Raw genomic sequence first — 18,545 nt, 5'->3', positions numbered from 1 at the left:
GAATAAACCAATGGAAGAACTACTAAATTCAACAGCGGGTGATGTTACCCAGCTTAAATACGCACTAGATACTTTCTACTTCCTAGTATGCGGTGCTTTAGTCATGTGGATGGCAGCAGGCTTTGCCATGCTGGAAGCGGGTTTGGTTCGTGCTAAAAACACAACTGAGATCCTAACCAAGAACATCGCACTGTATGCGATCTCTTGTACTATGTATTTGGTTTGCGGTTACGCAATCATGTACGGCGGTGACTACATGCTTTCTGGCATCACGGGTGACGGTTTCACCGGTGCTGAAGAGCCAGCAACTTACGCACCATCAGCAGACTTCTTCTTCCAAGTAGTATTCGTTGCTACAGCAATGTCTATCGTATCTGGTGCCGTTGCTGAGCGTATGAAGCTTTGGGCTTTCCTAGCATTCGCTGTAGTAATGACCGGTGTTATCTACCCAATGGAAGGTTCTTGGACTTGGGGCGGTAACGACGTATTCGGTTTCTACAACCTAGGCGACCTTGGTTTCTCAGACTTTGCAGGTTCCGGTATCGTACACATGGCAGGTGCTGCTGCAGCCCTAGCAGGTGTTCTAGTACTAGGTGCTCGTAAAGGCAAATACGCTAAAAACGGTGCTGTAAACGCTATCCCAGGTGCAAACTTACCTCTAGCTACACTAGGTACGTTCATTCTATGGATGGGTTGGTTCGGCTTCAACGGTGGTTCCGTACTAGCATCTTCTGATGTAGAGAACTCTAACGCAGTTGCTGTTGTATTCATGAATACTAACGCTGCAGCAGCAGGTGGTGTAATCGCTGCACTGATCGTAGCTCGTCTACTGTTCGGCAAAGCCGACCTAACAATGGCGCTTAACGGTGCACTAGCGGGTCTAGTTGCTATCACTGCTGAACCATCTACTCCAACTGCACTACAAGCAACTCTATTTGGTGCTCTAGGTGGTACATTGGTTGTATTCAGCATCCTAACGCTAGATAAACTAAAAATTGATGATCCAGTAGGTGCGATCTCTGTTCACGGTGTTGTAGGTCTTCTAGGTCTTCTACTAGTACCAGTAACAAACGGCGATTCATCTTTCTCTGGTCAGATCATCGGTGCAGTAACTATCTTCGCTTGGGTATTCGCTACAAGCCTAGTGGTATGGTTAGCACTTAAAGCAATCATGGGTGTACGCGTATCGGAAGAAGAAGAGTACGAAGGCGTGGATATCTCTGAGTGTGGTATGGAAGCTTACCCAGAGTTTACATCTGGCAAGTGAGATTGATCTAAAACATTAAAAGGGCGCTAAGCGCCCTTTTTGCGTCACTAGTATATCGCTAAGAGCTTGATCCAATTCGTTGTTCATATACCATCTTGCGATTATCTAGGTATACTAAGACGCATAATTCACTATAGTTACATTTGCTGCTTGGTCGTAAGGCCATAGAATGAGCAAGCCCAACTGAGGAATAGCATTATGAAACTGGTCACTGCGGTGATTAAACCGTTTAAACTGGATGATGTCCGTGAAGCGCTTTCTGAAATTGGTATCCAAGGTGTTACCGTTACTGAAGTAAAAGGTTTCGGTCGTCAGAAGGGCCACACTGAATTGTACCGCGGTGCAGAGTATGTGGTTGATTTCCTTCCAAAAGTGAAAATTGAAATTGCTGTAGACAGCGACATGGTTGATCAAGTTATTGAAGCGATCAGCAAAACAGCTAATACAGGTAAAATCGGCGACGGTAAGATCTTTATCTCTCCTCTAGAGCAGGTCATCCGTATCCGTACAGGCGAAAGCGGTCCTGACGCGCTCTAAGCGAAAAGATATTCCAAAAAAGCGGCTATTAAGCCGCTTTTTTTATGCCTGTTCTATTCAATTTAATATTTCTTCACTCGAAATTGAACTTTCGTTCAAATTCAAGCTCTTTACCTAAGTCATCAACATATTGATCAACTAAGAAAGAGCCAATTATGCTTACACAACCTATCTTGTTCAGCCCTATTTCACTAGGCAGTATCGAACTATCCAATCGAATTTTGATGGCACCTCTTACCCGTGCCCGCGCAGACAAACACCATATTCCTGGCCCATTAATGGTTCAGCACTACGCCGATCGCGCTACTGCAGGTTTAATTATTACCGAAGCAACCATGGTGATGGAAAACTGCAGCGCCTTTATCAATGAACCCGGCATCTACTCAGAAGCGCAAATCGCTGGCTGGAAAAAAGTCACCGATGCCGTACATCAGAGAGGCGGTAAGATTGTTGTGCAACTATGGCATGGCGGACGTGCCTGCCACCCGGATTTAAATAACGGTGTTCAACCCATCGCTCCAAGTCCAATCGCAATCGAAGATGAAGTCCATACACCTGATGGCCTTAAACCCTACACAACACCACGCGCACTGCAGATAGACGAGATTTCCGAAATTATCGCAGGCTTCAAACAGGCAGCAATCAACGCCAAGGAGGCTGGATTCGATGGTGTAGAACTCCATGCAGCCAACGGTTATCTGCTCGATTCGTTCTTACGCGATGGCAGTAACCAACGTGAAGATCAATACGGCGGTAGCTTAGAGAATCGATCTCGACTGATCTTCGAAGTATTAGACGCTATTTGTGAAGTATGGGGTAACGACAAAGTAGGTATCCGAACCTCGCCTTTAAATGGCTATAACAGTATGGAAGACAGCGACCCCATTGGCACGACCTTCTGGCTCGCAGAAAAGCTAAATCATTACAAACTCGCTTACTGGCATCTGATGCGCAGTGACTTTCTGGGCGAGCAACAAGGTGATGTTAACTCAATCGCCCGAGAACATTATCAAGGCAACCTTATTGGCAATATGGGCTACAGCTATGAGGAGGCTGACTCAACGGTATTAGATAAACAGCTAGACGCTGTAGCCTTTGGCGTACCTTTTATCGCCAACCCAGATCTAGTCGCTCGTTTCCAAACAAAATCCGAGCTAAATGAGCCTAATCCCGATACCTTTTATACACCTGGCCCTGAAGGCTATAACGACTATCCATTCTTAGACCAGACAGACTTAGTGAGCGCATAAATGAGCAATCCTAAAGATTACCCAAGCGTTGATCAGTACCCCATATCTAAACGCTGGCCAGCGAAGCACCCTGAAATTCTGCAACTCTATTCGCTCGGTACACCGAATGGCGTGAAGATATCCATTGCTCTTGAAGAGCTACAAATTCCTTATGAAGCGCATCGTGTGACGCTGGCAGCAAGCGATGTCAAAAGTGAGGAATATTTATCTCTCAACCCGAACAATAAAATCCCAGCAATCATTGACCCGCACGGCCCAGAAGGCACACCTATTGGCCTCTTTGAAAGTGGCGCCATTCTGGTCTACCTAGCCGAAAAGACCGGTAAACTGATGGGTAACAACACCACTGAAAAAGCCAAAGTACTGCAATGGCTGATGTTTCAGGTGGGTGGCGTCGGACCCATGATTGGACAATTGGGTTACTTTCACGCCTTTGCCGGTAGTGAAATTGAAGATCCACGACCGAAACAGCGCTATATCAACGAAGCAAAACGCCTACTAAATGTGATCGAAACCCAATTAGAAGGACAAGAATGGATTGCTGGTGACTTCTCTATTGCGGATATCGCCCTTGTGCCTTGGCTGGATACGATAGAGCGTGTTTACCGTGCTGGGGATGAAACTAAAATAGCAGAATTCAAACAAGTTACATCTTACATCAATAGATTCAATCAGCGACCATCCGTACAAAAAGGGTGGTCAAACCCTGCAAAAGCCGCTTAATCTATCACTCAGGGTAAGAAGAAATTTTCCGCTTACCCTGAAATAATCAATCTATTAAAAAGGCACAAACATAAACCATAACCCAATGTAATATTAGTATTTTTTATACCTTAGGCTAAAACATTAACAAAAAATTCATTTTACCTGCTCCTCTAAATTGACCCACATCAAACCAGTCACAACTTTATTAAACATCTAAACCATTCAAACAACTTTTACCGCAGAATAGGTAGATCAAGGTAGAAAATTCAAACAAACCCATGCAAAAAACAAAATTAAACCCAACAAGCAACAGTACAATTCCAATGGATTGGTTTAATCAATCATCCATTGGCGTGCTTGTGTTGGATGACCTATTTCACTGTTTACATTGCAACCCCTACGCCGAAACCTTGATCTGGAATAGAGCTGGAGAATCTCTTAACCATAAACTTCCTGACGATTTTAAACGGGCTATTCGCCCTCACATCATGGGCCTATTTGCACAGAACAGAGATTCTTACGACACCCACATAGTCCTATCTTCACAAGAAGATAGCGTACAGCTGCGTATAGAATTCACTGTTATTCAAAAAGCTGACTGCCGAAAAGTATTTATCACTCTACGCAACTCGAGTCAGAGTGCGCGTCAAGCAAGAGAGCTTAAGGTATTCCGTAATGCCGTAGAAAATACCGGTAGTGCGGTTGTAATCACAAACGCACAAGGTGAGATCGAATACTCCAATAGCCGCTTCAGTGAAATCACAGGTTGGGACGGCCATGAAATACTAGGTAAGCGGCCAAACTTTTTACGCTCCGAGCAAACCACAAACGACACATACAAACAGCTGTGGGGTACTGTACTTAACCATCAGCAGTGGCGAGGTACCTTACTCAATAAACGCAAAAATGGTTCAACTTACTGGTCCCTACAAAATATTTCCCCTATTCATGATGAACTGGGAAATATCATTAATTTTGTTTCTGTCAGTGAAGATATATCTCAAATCAAAGAGCACGATGCTCAGCTAGAGAAAATGGCTTATTTCGACCCTTTGACCGAGCTGGGCAATCGTCGAAATTTCCGTCGAACTCTGGATAAATATCTACAAAACCCAGCCAGTGACAAACTGCATGCTTTACTGTTACTCGATCTAGATCACTTTAAGCAGATTAACGACACGATGGGGCACGAAGCAGGTGATGTACTCCTGACCACCATAGCAAGCCGCTTAAAATTCTGCACTCGCCACCAAACCTCGGTATTCCGCCTTGGTGGCGATGAATTTACAGTTATTTTCCAAGACTGCGAAGACCGTGAGCAGATAATTAGTCGCGTCCGCGATGTACTGTCATTACTCTCTCAACCCATGCAAATCGGCCCTCACGAATTGAGTGTAACCGTCAGTATCGGCATTACTTTAATCGGTCACGATAGTGTCGATGCAAGTGACCTGCTAAGAAACGCAGACTTAGCTATGTATTATGCAAAAAGGCAGGGTAGGAACACTTATGCTTTCTTTGCTGACCAGATGAACGAAGAGGCGCAACGCATACTCACAATCGAGCATGATCTAAGAAACGCCTTAATTGGCAAACAGCTATCTTTAGCCTATCAGCCACAGATATGTGCATTAGATGGTCGCATTACAGCAGTGGAAGCACTTCTTCGCTGGCAGCACCCTGTCAATGGCAATGTACCGCCTGATGAATTCATTCCCCACGCAGAAGAAACCGGTTTAATCATCCCAATCGGCCGCTGGGTGTTAGAAGAAGCTTGTCGAGCGGCTAAATCAATACAGGATCAAGGCTTGCCCCCGATTAAGGTCTGCGTAAATTTATCTGTCCGCCAATTTGATGATCCCTCTTTGATTACTCAGATATCTGAAGCTTTGGCCAAAGCCTCACTTGCTCCAGAATGGCTAGAACTTGAAATCACAGAAAGCATGCTTATGCGGGATATGCCAACGGCTATCAGTACCCTGAAGCGCATAAAAAGCATGGGCATAAGCCTAGCTATAGATGATTTTGGCACAGGTTATTCATCTTTAAGCTATTTAACTAAAATGCCTGTCGATCTGTTAAAGATTGATCGCTCTTTTTTACAACAAATTCCCGAAGACCAAGACAATATGACGATAACTTCGACCATTATCGCCATGACCAAGCAACTGGGTTTGGATGTGATAGCAGAAGGTGTAGAGAACAGATCTCAGATGGATTTCTTGCAACAACAAAACTGCAATACCATGCAGGGGTTTCTAGTCAGTCATCCGTTAAGTTTTGATGACTTCAACAAGAAATATCGTGAATCTCAGTACTTCTGTGACGCATGTAACACCATGGATGAGTGCAATCACAGCGACTCGACTAACAATCATTAAGACCGCATAAACCTATCTTTATTCCCTTTAAGCCATTGCCGCTAAAAAGCTTTTTTGCTGTTAAGGTCTAAACTTAGACTTATCTATGCAGTAGAGGAGACAAACTATGTCCTCCAATGTTGATAGGGAAACGTTCAATCAAATAATGGTGCCTAACTACGCACCACAACAGATGATTCCAATAAAAGGACTAGGTTCTAGAGTATGGGATCAGCAAGATAATGAGTTCATCGACTTTGCAGGTGGCATTGCAGTAAATGCTTTAGGGCACTGCCATCCCGAACTCACTGCTGCACTTCATCAACAAGCCGATCAGTTGTGGCACCTCAGTAATGTCTGGACCAATGAACCTGCACTAAAATTAGCCCAAGCGCTTTGTGATAAGACCTTTGCCGAAAAAGTCTACTTTGCCAATTCAGGAGCTGAGGCAAACGAAGCCGCTTTTAAACTCGCTAGAAAATACGCCTATGATAATTTTGGCGCAGAGAAGCACGAAATCATCAGTTGCAATAACAGCTTTCACGGACGCACCCTATTTACCGTGTCAGTAGGTGGGCAACCTAAGTATCGTGAAGGTTTTGAGCCAGTACCTGCGGGTATTTCTCATGTGCCTTTTAATGATATCGCTGCGTTAGAGCAGCAGATCAGTGATAAAACCTGTGCGGTAGTCATCGAGCCCATTCAGGGCGAAGGTGGGATTACACCCGCCACGGCTGAGTATTTACAGGCAGCCAAAAGCCTATGCTCTGAACACAATGCCCTACTCATTTTTGATGAGATACAAACCGGTGTCGGCCGTACCGGTAAGTTATACGCCTATCAACACAGCCAAGTTAAGCCCGATATTTTAACTACCGCTAAAGCTTTAGGCGGCGGTTTTCCAATCGCCGCGATGTTGAGTACCGAGAAGATCGCTAAATCCTTTAACGTCGGTAGCCATGGCAGTACTTATGGGGGTAACCCTCTAGGATGCGCCGTAGCACTTAAACTGTTACAGATTGTCGATACGCCTGAGGTGCTCGAAGGTGTATTCCATAAACATCACCTGATCACCCAACAGATAGCTCAATTCAATCAAAAAACTGAGTTATTTAAGGATATTCGCGGCCAAGGCCTGTTAATCGGCTGTGAACTGAGTGATCAATATAAAGGCAAAGCGAGACTGTTTTTAGAGCTGGCACAACAAACAGGACTAATGGTACTGGTAGCAGGCTTAAATGTCATTCGCCTGACACCCTCGCTGATTATTCCCGAAGCCGATATTAAAGAGGGATTAGCTCGCTTCAATCGCACAATGCAGTTATTCAAGCAACAGGCCTAAGCTGAGAGTGCTAGAGGTTAATTATGCAGTTATCTGTCGAACCACTAGACCAGTTAGAACGTGATCTCCTCGATAAGATCAGCGCTCAACAGCACCTAAGAGAACAGCAACTGATTGAGTTAGTTGAGATTAATAGCGGCTCACTGAATCCCGAAGGGATCAACCAAGTTGGCCTTAAATACCAAGAGCTTTTCGCCCCACTGTGCAGTAAAAGCGAAAGGATTGAACTGCCGGAGTGGGAGCGAATCGATTACACAGGCAAAGCAGAATACCAAGCGCTCGGCTCCCTTTGGAAGTTCAGCCACAACCCAGACGCACCGATCCAGATCCTATTTTGCGGTCATACCGATACAGTCTTTCCTGTGGATAGTCCTTTCCAACATGCGATTCGCTTAGACCACATACGACTGAACGCACCCGGTGCCGCAGATATGAAAGGCGGTATTCTGGTCATACTATCAGCGCTAGAAGCCTTAGTTCAGCATCCACTTGCTCATCAGATCGGTTGGAGTGTCATTTTAAATCCAGATGAAGAGATCGGTTCACCCGGCTCAGCCGACTATTTGGCCAACGCGGCGAAACAACATGACATTGGATTAATCTACGAACCGGCTTTACCTGATGGCAATCTTGCAGGGGAGCGAAAAGGCAGCGGCAACTTCACTTTGGTTGTCCATGGTCGTTCAGCTCATGCAGGTAGGACCCCCGAAACGGGTAGGAATGCGATTAATAAAGCCGCTGAACTGATCCTGCAGCTAGCATCATTAAACAATCAAAAACCGGGCTTAACCCTCAATACCGGTATTATCAAAGCGGGCGAAACCACTAATAAAGTACCCGATCTAGCGGTGTGTAAATTTAATGTTCGTATTCAGAAAACAGAAGATGCCGAATGGTGCCTTGAACGCATCAATGCATTTATACAGCAGCATAATCAACAAGAAGGCTTCCATATAGAGCTCCATGGGCATTTTGGACGCTACCCAAAACAACTCGACCAACCCCATCTCGCACTCTACCAACTGGTACAACAATGCTCAGAGCAGTTAGGCACTGCTTTAACCTGGAGTGCAACTGGAGGCTGCTGTGACGGGAATAACTTATCGACAGCAGGTCTACCCAATATAGATACTTTGGGTGTGACCGGTAATTTTATCCACAGCCCTCACGAATTTATCAATTTACCTAGCCTTAGTTCACGCGCGCAGCTCAGCGCACTGCTACTCTTTCACATAGCTCGTGAAGGATTGCCCTTTAAGCGCCTGCGCCCTCAGGGGAGGCCACAATGACCAATGAAGAGCTAACCCAAATGCTAGATGAGATGTGGCAGGACTATTTAGAGCTGAATCCACAAGCTCGCCATATCCACCAGCTATTCAGCGACCTTAACTATCAAGTACTCAATGACCATATTGCGTTACGTACTTTTGATCTGGAAGAGGTCAATATAGATAAGATGGCCACACCGTTTCTGTATAGCGGCTATCGAGCAGCAGGTGAATATCATTTTCCAAACAAGCATCTCTACGCTAAGCACTTTCAACATGATGACCCTGCCCTGCCGAAGATATTTATCAGCCAACTGATGACCGAATCGCTCAGTACTGACAACCAACTGCTTGTGCATAACTTAGTGGCTGAACTCGATCCTATGCAGCAACCCCCAGATACATTGTGCTATTGCGGTCGTCCGTGGGAGGTCAGTTATGAGGAGTACAAAGCATTACTGGCACAAAGTGAGTATGCCGCTTGGCTGGTGGCTTTTGGTTTCAGACCTAACCACTTCACCATTTTCGTCAACGCACTTACGTCGCACACCAGCATCGAAGAAGTTAATCAGTTTTTAAAAAGCCATTCCATCGAACTCAATAGTGCAGGCGGTGAAGTGAAAGGCAGCCCCGAAGAGAGACTCGAACAGTCCTCAACCTTAGCCAGCAAAGTCGCGGTTGAATTTAGTGATGGCAGTGTAGAAATACCGGGCTGCTACTACGAATTTGCCCGTCGCTACCCCTTGGAAGATGGCTCTCTCTACCAAGGCTTTGTCGCGGCATCTGCCGACAAAATCTTCGAAAGTACCGATAGCCGTTAGGAACTTTAGGGAACAGGAGGTCGACTATGTATTACATTCGCCCGATTGAAATGAACGATTTAGAGACCTTACATCAGATCGCTATCGAATCTGGCCCTGGCTTTACCTCTCTCCCCGAAAACAGCGCTTTGCTCGCTGATAAAATCGAGCGCAGTTTAAACGCCCTCAAACAAGATATTCAGAAAGCCACCAATGAAAGCTATCTGTTTGTCCTGATCGACAGTGAAACTGAAGAAGTTGTCGGTACTACAGGGATTGAAGCGGCCGTAGGCCTGCAAGAGCCATGGTATCACTACAGAGTAGGTACCGTGGTACACGCGTCACGCGAGCTCAATATCCATAACCAGTTTAAAACCCTCTACCTATGTAACGATTACACTGGCTGTACAGAGGTTTGTACTCTCTATCTGAAACCTGAACACCGTCACTCACAAAACGGTAGCCTGCTGTCTAAAAGTCGTTTTCTGTTTATGGCAGAACAACCACAACGCTTCTCTGAGCGCGTCATCGCAGAGATGCGCGGTTTCTCCGATGACAATGGCCGCTCCCCCTTTTGGGAAGGGTTCGGGCGTAAATTCTTTGCGATGGACTACTCAGAAGCGGATTACCTCACTGGCTCTGGCAACAAAGTATTTATTGCCGAACTAATGCCGAAATACAGCATCTATATCCACTTACTCCCCGAAGAAGCACAAGAAGTAATCGGTCGTGTTCACGCCAATACTGAACCTGCCCGCCGCATGCTGGAAAATGAAGGTTTCCGCTTTGAAAACTATGTAGATATCTTCGATGCCGGCCCTACGATCACAGCACCGCTGGCAAAAATACGTGCGATTAGAGATAGCCGCTACGCCAAAATTAGAATTTCGCAACAAGCTGACGTCACTGATTCCGATTCAGCTTATCTACTCAGTAACACCCGAGCAGCAGGTTTCCGTTGCTGCCTTGCTAACTGCCAAACCAATCAAGGCATTGCTGAACTCACACCTGAAACCGCTGAAATGCTGCAAGTTAAAGACAGCGACACCATTCGATTGGTCGAACTAAAAGGGAGGCACCCATGAAACCACAAGCATCATTGTTTATTAATGGCGAATGGGTTCAGGGCAACGGCTCCGAACTCGAGTCGTTGAATCCGGGCAATAATGAGCGAATCTGGCAGGGTTATGCAGCTGACGAAGAGCAAGTAAATCAAGCTGTTTCAGCGGCTGAAGAAGCTTTCCCACACTGGTCTGAACTCACGCTCAAGCAGCGAGCAGCCTATCTTTTGAAGTTTAATGAGCTGATCAAAGAGCACGAAGACCTTCTTGCCGACACCATCGGCCAGGAAACCGGTAAACCTCTCTGGGAAGCAAAAACAGAAGTGACTGCTCTTCTGGGCAAAGCGGCTTTGACCATCAAAGCCTATCAAGCGCGTTGCCCAACTGAAGAGAGTACCGTACTGGGAGCACGCTCTATTCTAAGCCACCGCCCCCACGGCATCGTAGCGATATTTGGCCCTTATAATTTCCCAGGGCATCTACCAAATGGCCATATTATGCCAGCGCTTTTAGCGGGCAACACAATCGTCTTTAAACCCAGTGAATTTACCCCGCGAACAGCAGAACTGATGATTCATCTTTGGCAAAAAGCGGAGCTACCCGATGGGGTACTTAATCTGGTCCAAGGAGAAAAAGAAACAGGGGCACATTTAGCAGAGCACTCAAAAATTAATGGCCTCTATTTCACCGGTAGCGCAGCCACCGGCTGTTACTTGCATGAGCAGTTTGGCGGGCAACCCGAAAAGATTTTAGCACTCGAGATGGGCGGAAATAATCCTCTGTTGGTTACAAAAACAACCAATATCGCTGCGGCCGTCTATAACACTATTCAATCGGCCTATATCACTGCAGGCCAGCGCTGTACCTGCGCGCGACGCTTATTGGTACCGGTCGGAACAGAAGGGGATGAATTTATTGCCGCTTTGCAGAAAGCCGTGACCAAAATTGAGGTAGGCACCTATAACCAAAACCCGTCACCTTTTATGGGCGCTTTGATCAGTCAGTCAGCCATGACTTCTATGCTAACTGCTCAAGAAAAGCTGATGGAACAAGGCGCTGAATCACTGGTCGGTATGCAACGATTTGCCGAGAAAGGCGCCCTGTTAACACCGGGGTTAATCGACTGTACAGCAATAGAGAACCCCGATGATGAGGAGTACTTTGGCCCTCTCCTTCAGATATATCGTGTACAAGATATTCAGCAGGCAACAACCTTAGCCAATAACACCCGCTATGGCTTAGCGGCTGGCGTACTCAGTGACGATCCTAAAATATTCGAGTACTTTCAGCGTCGAGTCAGAACTGGATTGATCAACTGGAACAGACCACTAACCGGCGCATCCAGTGCGCGCCCCTTTGGTGGTACCGGCATCAGCGGTAACCATCGCGCCAGTGCATGGTATGCCGCCGATTACTGCGCTTACCCAGTTGCCTCTATGCAGGCCGACAGCATGGACATTCCCGACACCCTTCCTCCGGGCCTACATATTGCCGATCATGTTTGGAGTCATGAATGAGTTTAACGCTTAATTTAGATGGTTTGGTCGCACCCAATCACCACTATGCGGGGCTCGCACAGGGCAACCTTGCATCACAACAGCATCAAGGCGAGATATCCTCACCCAAAGACGCAGCACTTCAAGGTTTGGAAAAGATGTGGCTACTGCATCAGCTTGGCATTCCACAAGGGATTATTCCCCCGCCAATACGACCTGATCTAGCACTGCTCTATGCAGCGGGCTTTCGCGGCTCCGACGAACAACTCTTGGATCAAGCTTGGCACAAAGCCCCTCAGTTGCTGACTGCCTGTTATTCCGCTTCTGCTATGTGGGCAGCTAACAGCGCAACCTGCTCAGCATCTCAAGATACCAAAGATCGACACTTACACTTCACCCCTGCAAACTTAAATAGCAGTATCCATAGATCATTAGAAACCAAACATAACTATCAGTTCTTCCAAACCTGTTTTGACAATCACGACAGATTTAGCGTGCATGTTCCGTTGCCATCACAACCGATCTTTGCAGATGAAGGTGCTGCCAATCAGATGCGCTTAAACTCGCCTTGTGACCAGGATGCACTGAATCTATTTATCTATGGCAGAAAAGGCTCGCTGAGCGCAAGTACACGCTTTCCAGCACGCCAAACTCGCCTCGCTAGCGAAAGTATTATCCGCCAACATCAGCTGGACCAAAGCCGCAGCATACTGATTCAACAGAACCCTATTGCCATAGACCACGGGGCTTTTCACAACGATGTTGTCGCGGTGGGTCATCTGAACTTTTTATTCCTGCATGAACAAGCTTTTAAAGAACAAAGTGAGGTTTTAAACACTTTAAGGATGAAGAGCTGTCATTGGCAGGATGCACTTAAGATATTTGAGGTCAGCTCCAGCAAGCTAAGCCTGCAAGAAGCAGTAGAAACTTACCTATTCAACAGTCAGCTTATCCAAAAAAACGATGGCAGCCTTATGTTACTTGCCCCCATAGAAAGTAAAATCAGCGCTAAGGCTTATGCCATCTGCGAGGAGTTAATAGCTGCCGACAACCCTGTGAGCGAAGTCCAATTTATCGATCTAACACAAAGTATGCAGAACGGTGGCGGTCCAGCGTGCCTGCGCTTGGCGCTACCAATCACGATTGAAGAGTTAAGTGCTGTCCATCACGGAATACTGCTAACCCCTGCACTATATGAGTCGCTGAAACATTGGATAGAAACGCACTACCGAGATCGCCTAAGCCTTGAGGATCTGCGCGACCCTCGGCTGATTTCAGAGATACAAAGTGCGCTATCCCACTTGGGAGAGCTGTTAAAGCTCCCCAATTTTTACAACTAAATTTTAGGCGCAAGGCAACAGAATGCGCGCTTCCAATCCGCCCTCTGGATGGTTTGATAGACTAAGTTCACCACCTAAACGTTGTACAGCCCGTTGCGCGATACTTAACCCTAAACCATAGCCTTCGGATTTACTGTTACCCCGGAAAAACGGCTCACACAGTTTTTCTAACTGCTCTGCTGGCACACCTTCACCATGATCGCGAATACGAATCTCACAGTGTTCACCCTTATGCACACTCAACTCAATTGACGTCGATTGCGGTGTATGTTTGCAGGCATTTCCCAAGATATTATTCAGCGCTCGAAGTAACAAAGGCGCATTCAATTCCACTTCACAGTCAGATTCCATACAGAGTTCAAACTCACGTGCTTGCTGGCTGAAACGGGCATCATCAAGCAACTCTTGCAGGACATCACTGAGCTTAGTTTTCTCGCCTTTAACCTCCATCTGTTCCAAGCGAGATAAGGATAAGATTTCGCCGATCAATTGATCTAAGCGCTGACACTCATGAATGATCCGTTGAACTGTTTTATCCCCTTCACCCAAGCGTTGCTCTGCAATCCCTGCTGCGGCCTGTAATCGGGCTAGCGGCGCTCTTAACTCATGGGAAACATCACACATCAGATGCTGGTGCGAGGTCAGAGTTTGTTGGACATAATCTGCCATGCGGTCAAAATCTCGGGCTAACTCACCCAATTCATCACCACGCGCCCTTAATTTTTCATCCGTACGAGTGTCCAACTCTCCACGATAGATCGCCTGAGTGTGCTCGCGTAACAAGATTAATGGCCGCGCGATAATTGCAGATACGATCAACGCACCTAAAGAAGACACCAATAAAATCAGCACCATTTGCACCGATAGGATACGGTTCACTAGATCTGCGTAAGGAGAACGCTCCCAGCTGAGATCGACTAAAACTTCATACTGACGACCCCGCTCTGACTCTAGATTAAAGCGGTAACTATCTTCAGGATTTTTTTCAAAACGGGGAAGATCAACAACCTGCCTCTGTGCAGTCAGATCGGTAATATGGACACGCTTAGTTACACTTCGCCAGATAAAACGTTTCCAATGTGGTGTGCGTTCTTTGTGATGGTCTGGCGCTGGTAAGCCAATCTCTTTATCCCTATGCGAGCGCTTGAAATGTTTCAGTCGTAATGGCGGGATTGTGGCATGACCCATGCGTTCATAACGTTCAATCATCAGCTCTGCATAGCCTTCCGCCTTTGCTGTGATTACTTCCTTGAAGCGATCCTCTTCAGTAATGGTGCTAACCACACAGATAGTCGCTAACAGTACTGAGAAACTCACGCACCAGATTGCGGCAAAAACCTTCCAGAACAGTCGTTTATACCACTTCATACCAGATCCTTAATATACTGATAGCCGACACCACGGACTGTTTTGATCAGCTCTTTATCTGGTAGCGCTTTCGCTAATTTCTGCCGTACACGGCTAACATGAACATCAATCGCTCGATCAAATGCCGCAAGTTTTCGATGTAAAACCAACTCAGTTAATTGCTCTTTATCCAATACATTTCCAGCATTCGCGATCAGATAAGCAAGCACGTTAAACTCTGTCCCTGTAAGCTCCAATAAATCGCCCTTGATCCTAACCTCACGCAAACCAGGATCAAGCTGGACGCCACCCATCTCAACATTAGTATCGGGGAAAAGGGTTGTTTGTGTTTTCGGTTCCGAACGACGTAGGACCGCACGAATTCGTGCAAGCAATTCACGTGGATTACAGGGTTTGCTTAGGTAGTCATCCGCTCCCATCTCTAACCCCAGAATGCGATCGATCTCTTCGCCTCGCCCCGTCAACATAATCACGGGTAAGGTCACTACAGGTCGAATTTGTTGTAGCAGCTCTAAGCCAGATTTACCCGGCATCATGATATCTAACACCATCAAGGCGTAACGATCCGAACGTTTTAATTGCGCGCAGGCTTCATCTGCATTGTGAGCAAACTCAACCTCAAAGCCTTCGTGCTCGAGATAATCGGATAACAACTCGCATAGTTCCACATCGTCATCAACCAGTAATAATCGCTGTTTATCTCTCATACTTTATCCCGCACTCGGCCTTGACCGCCTATTTTCGCTACTTATCTACTAAAAATAATAATCCTTTTAGCGCCAAAATAGATCGCCCTATTGTTAGATTTACCCAACTTTACACTGCCGAAACCCATCTTTGCGCTTACAAAAGCCAAACTTTATTCCATCAACTAAACAGCCTAGGAGCAAAGAACATGAACCGTAAAATCATGACTGGAATCGCAGCTGCTGTGTTAACTGTTTCTAGTTTAGGCGTTGCACATGCTTACACTAAAGATGACGGCGCTAAGATGGAGAAGCGCCTGCAGTATCTTTCTGAAGAGCTGGGATTAACCACCAGCCAACAGGCGGCACTGAAAGAAAATATGCAGCAGAAAAAAGCAGGCATGAAGGATCAACACCAAGCAAAACGAGATCTTCGCCAACAACTGATGCAACTAGACCCAGCATCAAAAGACTATCAGTTACAGCTCAACAGCTTAGTGTTAAAAGCGCAGGAGCAAACTAAAGCGATGATTATGGCCAAAGCAAAACATCAGGAAGAACTGTATGAGATTCTGACTCCAGAACAGGAAGCCAAATTCGCACAGTTAAAAAGTGAAGCACCACAAAAATGGATGAAACATAAAGGGGAGCACAGAAAAGGGAAGCAATGTCATTAACATTTTATTCCATAGAGTTACGTATCCTATATTCGCGTAACTCTATGGGTATAGCGTTAAATTAGCTTGGAAGCCACATCCTTCACATCTTCCATTACAACAAAGGTACTGGTTTGCTTCACAAATGGCAGGTTAGAAATTTTCTCACCGAGTACTTCCCTATAACTTTCGATATCGGACGTACGCACTTTTAACAAATAATCGAAATTCGCTGCAATCATATGGCACTGTTCGATTTCAGGGATGGCGCGCACGGCCTCATTAAAGGCCTGCAGCGCTTTGGTTTTCGTATCGAGCATCGTCACTTGAACAAAAGCGATATGCTTAGAACCCAGCTTCTTCTGATCAATCAGGGTGGTATAACCCATGATATAACCAAGCTCTTCCAAGCGTTTCATACGCACTTGGCAAGGTGTTTTCGAAAGGCCAACTCGCGAGGCTAATTCCGTAACCGTAATACGTGCATTCTTTTGCAGTTCGCGCAAAATCGCCATATCGAGTTTATCTAAATTTTCCATGACGGCGCTCCAGAAGCATAAAGTCAAAACGTCCAAATTTTTGGCGAGAATATAGTGAATTCGACTCCTCATAACAAGTTGACTACTCTTTCTTATAGATGAAAAAGAGCTATGCAGCGCGTTTATCTAGGTAAAAAACCATCAAATTAGAACAATCATCCGAATAAACGAACAAATAAAGACCAATTGCCTAGAAAACAGCCAAGTTTGGAGCATTTAACCAATGGAATACCGGTAAGCTTTCCGGTCGTTATACCCAAGCTTAACTACTGTCTTTTTCGCAACCAATGAAGGTAGAAAAGTCTGCAGCATAGCTAGCGCAGGAAGGTGTAACAGAGGATGGAACGATAATAAGCATAAACTATGACAAAGAGGTTTCTTAGATGGTAACCCTGACATTTATCCTATATCTGATGCTGATGCTGGCAATTGGTATTGTTGCCTATCGTCGCACTCAGGATCTGTCTGATTACGTTCTTGGTGGACGCAACCTAGGGCCGATCCCAAGTGCGTTGAGTGCAGGCGCATCAGATATGAGTGGCTGGCTGTTGATGGGCCTTCCTGGTTACGCAATGGCGGCCGGTTATGGCTCTTTCTGGTTGGCAGGCGGTCTACTAGTGGGCACTTGGCTAAACTGGCTGTTAGTAGCTCAGCGCCTACGTGTTTACTCACAACGTGCTGATGATGCACTAACACTACCTGCGTTTTTCGAAAAACGTTTTGAAGATCACAGCCACAGCCTACGTGTGATTTCTGCCGTATTTGTATTGGTTTTCTTCCTGTTCTACACCAGTTCTGGCTTAGTAGCGGGTGGTAAACTATTTGAAACTGTATTCGGTTTTGATTACACCGTCGCAGTTCTTGTCGGTGCTGCAGCCGTTATCTCTTACACCCTATTTGGTGGTTTCCTAGCGGTATCTTGGACAGACGTAGTTCAGGGCCTACTGATGGTTGGCGCTTTGATCTTAGTGCCATTGATCGCGATGGGCGAAATCGGTGGTTTGAGCGGCACGCTGGCAGCAGTCGAAGCGAAAAATCCTGAGCTCTTGAATATGTTTACCGATGCGGATGGTAAGAGCATCACGCTAATCGGTACGCTATCTCTATTGGGCTGGGGTCTTGGTTACTTCGGTCAGCCGCATATACTTGCGCGTTTCAAAGGTATCAAATCTAAAGACGCGGTTCCTGCTGCACGTCGTATCGCAGTGATCTGGAGTGCTATCTCTATGGCGGGTGCCTGCCTAATTGGTTTAGCCGCTATCGGCTATCTACCAGACGGTTTGGGCGATAATGAAACTGTATTTATGGTGATGGTAGATGCACTATTCCACCCTGTAATTGCAGGTATTCTACTGGCTGCCATCCTTGCCGCTGTAATGAGTACAGCGGATTCTCAGCTACTCGTGTCTTCTTCTGCTCTGGCTGAAGATTTCTACAAAGCACTGTTTAACAAAGATGCAACCCAAGAACAGTTGGTTCGTGTCGGCCGTATCGCTGTAGTGGTTATCGCTCTGGTTGCTACCTTCCTCGCAATGGATAAAGACTCTAAGGTTCTAGAGCTTGTATCTTACGCGTGGGCAGGTTTCGGTGCAGCATTTGGTCCTGCCTTGATTATGTCACTGTACTGGAAGCAGATGACCAAAGGCGGTGCGCTTGCGGGTATCATCACTGGTGGTGTAACTGTGGTTGTGTGGAAGCAGCTATCTGGCGGTTGGTTTGATCTTTACGAGATCATCCCAGGTATTATCTTTGCCTTCATCGCAATTATCGCTGTATCCAAAGTGACACCAGCGCCATCAAAAGCTATTCAGCAACGCTTTGACGATGTAGAAGCTGAAATCAAAAGCTAACGAATAGAAAACAGATTTTT

16 protein-coding genes are annotated in these 18,545 nt (G+C 46.1%); 13 read left to right on the top strand and 3 right to left on the bottom strand.

Annotated features, from left to right (window positions below; all coding sequences use genetic code 11):
- Positions 1–10: 10 nt before the first annotated feature.
- From ACMXYS_RS01030 to ACMXYS_RS00980, 11 genes are all read left to right on the top strand, one after another.
- Positions 11–1,267, top strand: a complete 1,257-nt coding sequence (locus ACMXYS_RS01030) for an ammonium transporter (RefSeq protein WP_415883146.1) — start codon at positions 11–13, stop codon at positions 1,265–1,267.
- A 198-nt stretch (positions 1,268–1,465) separates the two neighbouring features.
- Positions 1,466–1,804, top strand: coding sequence for a P-II family nitrogen regulator (gene glnK / locus ACMXYS_RS01025; RefSeq protein WP_415883145.1), 339 nt, complete (start codon positions 1,466–1,468; stop codon positions 1,802–1,804).
- A gap of 155 nt (positions 1,805–1,959) precedes the next feature.
- On the top strand, positions 1,960–3,054 hold the full coding sequence (locus ACMXYS_RS01020; RefSeq protein ID WP_415883144.1) for an alkene reductase: 1,095 nt from the start codon (positions 1,960–1,962) through the stop codon (positions 3,052–3,054).
- Positions 3,055–3,777, top strand: a complete 723-nt coding sequence (locus tag ACMXYS_RS01015; RefSeq protein ID WP_415897341.1) for a glutathione S-transferase family protein — start codon at positions 3,055–3,057, stop codon at positions 3,775–3,777. It abuts the gene before it with no gap.
- Positions 3,778–4,082: 305 nt separating this feature from the next.
- Positions 4,083–6,140 (top strand): putative bifunctional diguanylate cyclase/phosphodiesterase, encoded by a 2,058-nt coding sequence (locus ACMXYS_RS01010; RefSeq protein ID WP_415897340.1) that lies wholly within the window; start codon positions 4,083–4,085, stop codon positions 6,138–6,140.
- A 106-nt stretch (positions 6,141–6,246) separates the two neighbouring features.
- The gene (locus tag ACMXYS_RS01005; protein ID WP_415897339.1) at positions 6,247–7,461 is read left to right on the top strand and encodes an aspartate aminotransferase family protein; all 1,215 of its coding nucleotides are present in this window, start codon (positions 6,247–6,249) and stop codon (positions 7,459–7,461) included.
- Positions 7,462–7,484: 23 nt separating this feature from the next.
- Positions 7,485–8,750: a hydrolase gene (locus ACMXYS_RS01000; protein WP_415897338.1), complete on the top strand. Its 1,266-nt coding sequence runs from the start codon at positions 7,485–7,487 to the stop codon at positions 8,748–8,750.
- On the top strand, positions 8,747–9,550 hold the full coding sequence (locus ACMXYS_RS00995) for a DUF1338 domain-containing protein (protein WP_415897337.1): 804 nt from the start codon (positions 8,747–8,749) through the stop codon (positions 9,548–9,550). Before ACMXYS_RS01000 ends, ACMXYS_RS00995 begins: the two co-directional genes overlap by 4 nt.
- A gap of 26 nt (positions 9,551–9,576) precedes the next feature.
- Positions 9,577–10,614 carry an arginine N-succinyltransferase gene (gene astA / locus ACMXYS_RS00990; protein ID WP_415897336.1) on the top strand — a complete coding sequence of 346 codons (1,038 nt, stop codon included), beginning with the start codon at positions 9,577–9,579 and terminating at the stop codon, positions 10,612–10,614.
- Positions 10,611–12,107 carry a succinylglutamate-semialdehyde dehydrogenase gene (astD, locus tag ACMXYS_RS00985; RefSeq protein ID WP_415897335.1) on the top strand — a complete coding sequence of 499 codons (1,497 nt, stop codon included), beginning with the start codon at positions 10,611–10,613 and terminating at the stop codon, positions 12,105–12,107. The genes astA and astD overlap by 4 nt, the downstream gene beginning before the upstream one ends.
- The gene (locus ACMXYS_RS00980; protein ID WP_415897334.1) at positions 12,104–13,426 is read left to right on the top strand and encodes an N-succinylarginine dihydrolase; all 1,323 of its coding nucleotides are present in this window, start codon (positions 12,104–12,106) and stop codon (positions 13,424–13,426) included. The genes astD and ACMXYS_RS00980 overlap by 4 nt, the downstream gene beginning before the upstream one ends.
- A 3-nt stretch (positions 13,427–13,429) precedes the next feature.
- On the opposite strand, the gene ACMXYS_RS00975 is transcribed toward ACMXYS_RS00980, so the two are convergent.
- Positions 13,430–14,794, bottom strand: a complete 1,365-nt coding sequence (locus tag ACMXYS_RS00975; protein WP_415897333.1) for a sensor histidine kinase — start codon at positions 14,792–14,794, stop codon at positions 13,430–13,432.
- Positions 14,791–15,501 (bottom strand): response regulator, encoded by a 711-nt coding sequence (locus ACMXYS_RS00970; protein ID WP_415897332.1) that lies wholly within the window; start codon positions 15,499–15,501, stop codon positions 14,791–14,793. Before ACMXYS_RS00970 ends, ACMXYS_RS00975 begins: the two co-directional genes overlap by 4 nt.
- Positions 15,502–15,689: 188 nt before the next feature.
- On the opposite strand from ACMXYS_RS00970, the gene ACMXYS_RS00965 reads away from it, so the two are divergent.
- Complete coding sequence (locus tag ACMXYS_RS00965; RefSeq protein WP_415883133.1) at positions 15,690–16,157, top strand: Spy/CpxP family protein refolding chaperone; 468 nt, start codon at positions 15,690–15,692, stop codon at positions 16,155–16,157.
- A 56-nt stretch (positions 16,158–16,213) separates the two neighbouring features.
- Here the strand turns inward: ACMXYS_RS00965 and ACMXYS_RS00960 are convergent, their stop codons facing one another.
- The gene (locus ACMXYS_RS00960; RefSeq protein WP_415883132.1) at positions 16,214–16,675 is read right to left on the bottom strand and encodes an Lrp/AsnC family transcriptional regulator; all 462 of its coding nucleotides are present in this window, start codon (positions 16,673–16,675) and stop codon (positions 16,214–16,216) included.
- Between the two features lie 383 nt (positions 16,676–17,058).
- On the opposite strand from ACMXYS_RS00960, the gene putP reads away from it, so the two are divergent.
- Positions 17,059–18,525: a sodium/proline symporter PutP gene (putP, locus tag ACMXYS_RS00955; RefSeq protein ID WP_415883131.1), complete on the top strand. Its 1,467-nt coding sequence runs from the start codon at positions 17,059–17,061 to the stop codon at positions 18,523–18,525.
- The last annotated feature ends 20 nt before the right edge of the window (positions 18,526–18,545 follow it).

It is taken from the genome of Neptuniibacter sp. QD57_21 (assembly GCF_047778075.1).
Lineage (GTDB): Bacteria > Pseudomonadota > Gammaproteobacteria > Pseudomonadales > Balneatricaceae > Neptuniibacter.
This window is presented reverse-complemented; position numbering and strand designations above follow the sequence as displayed.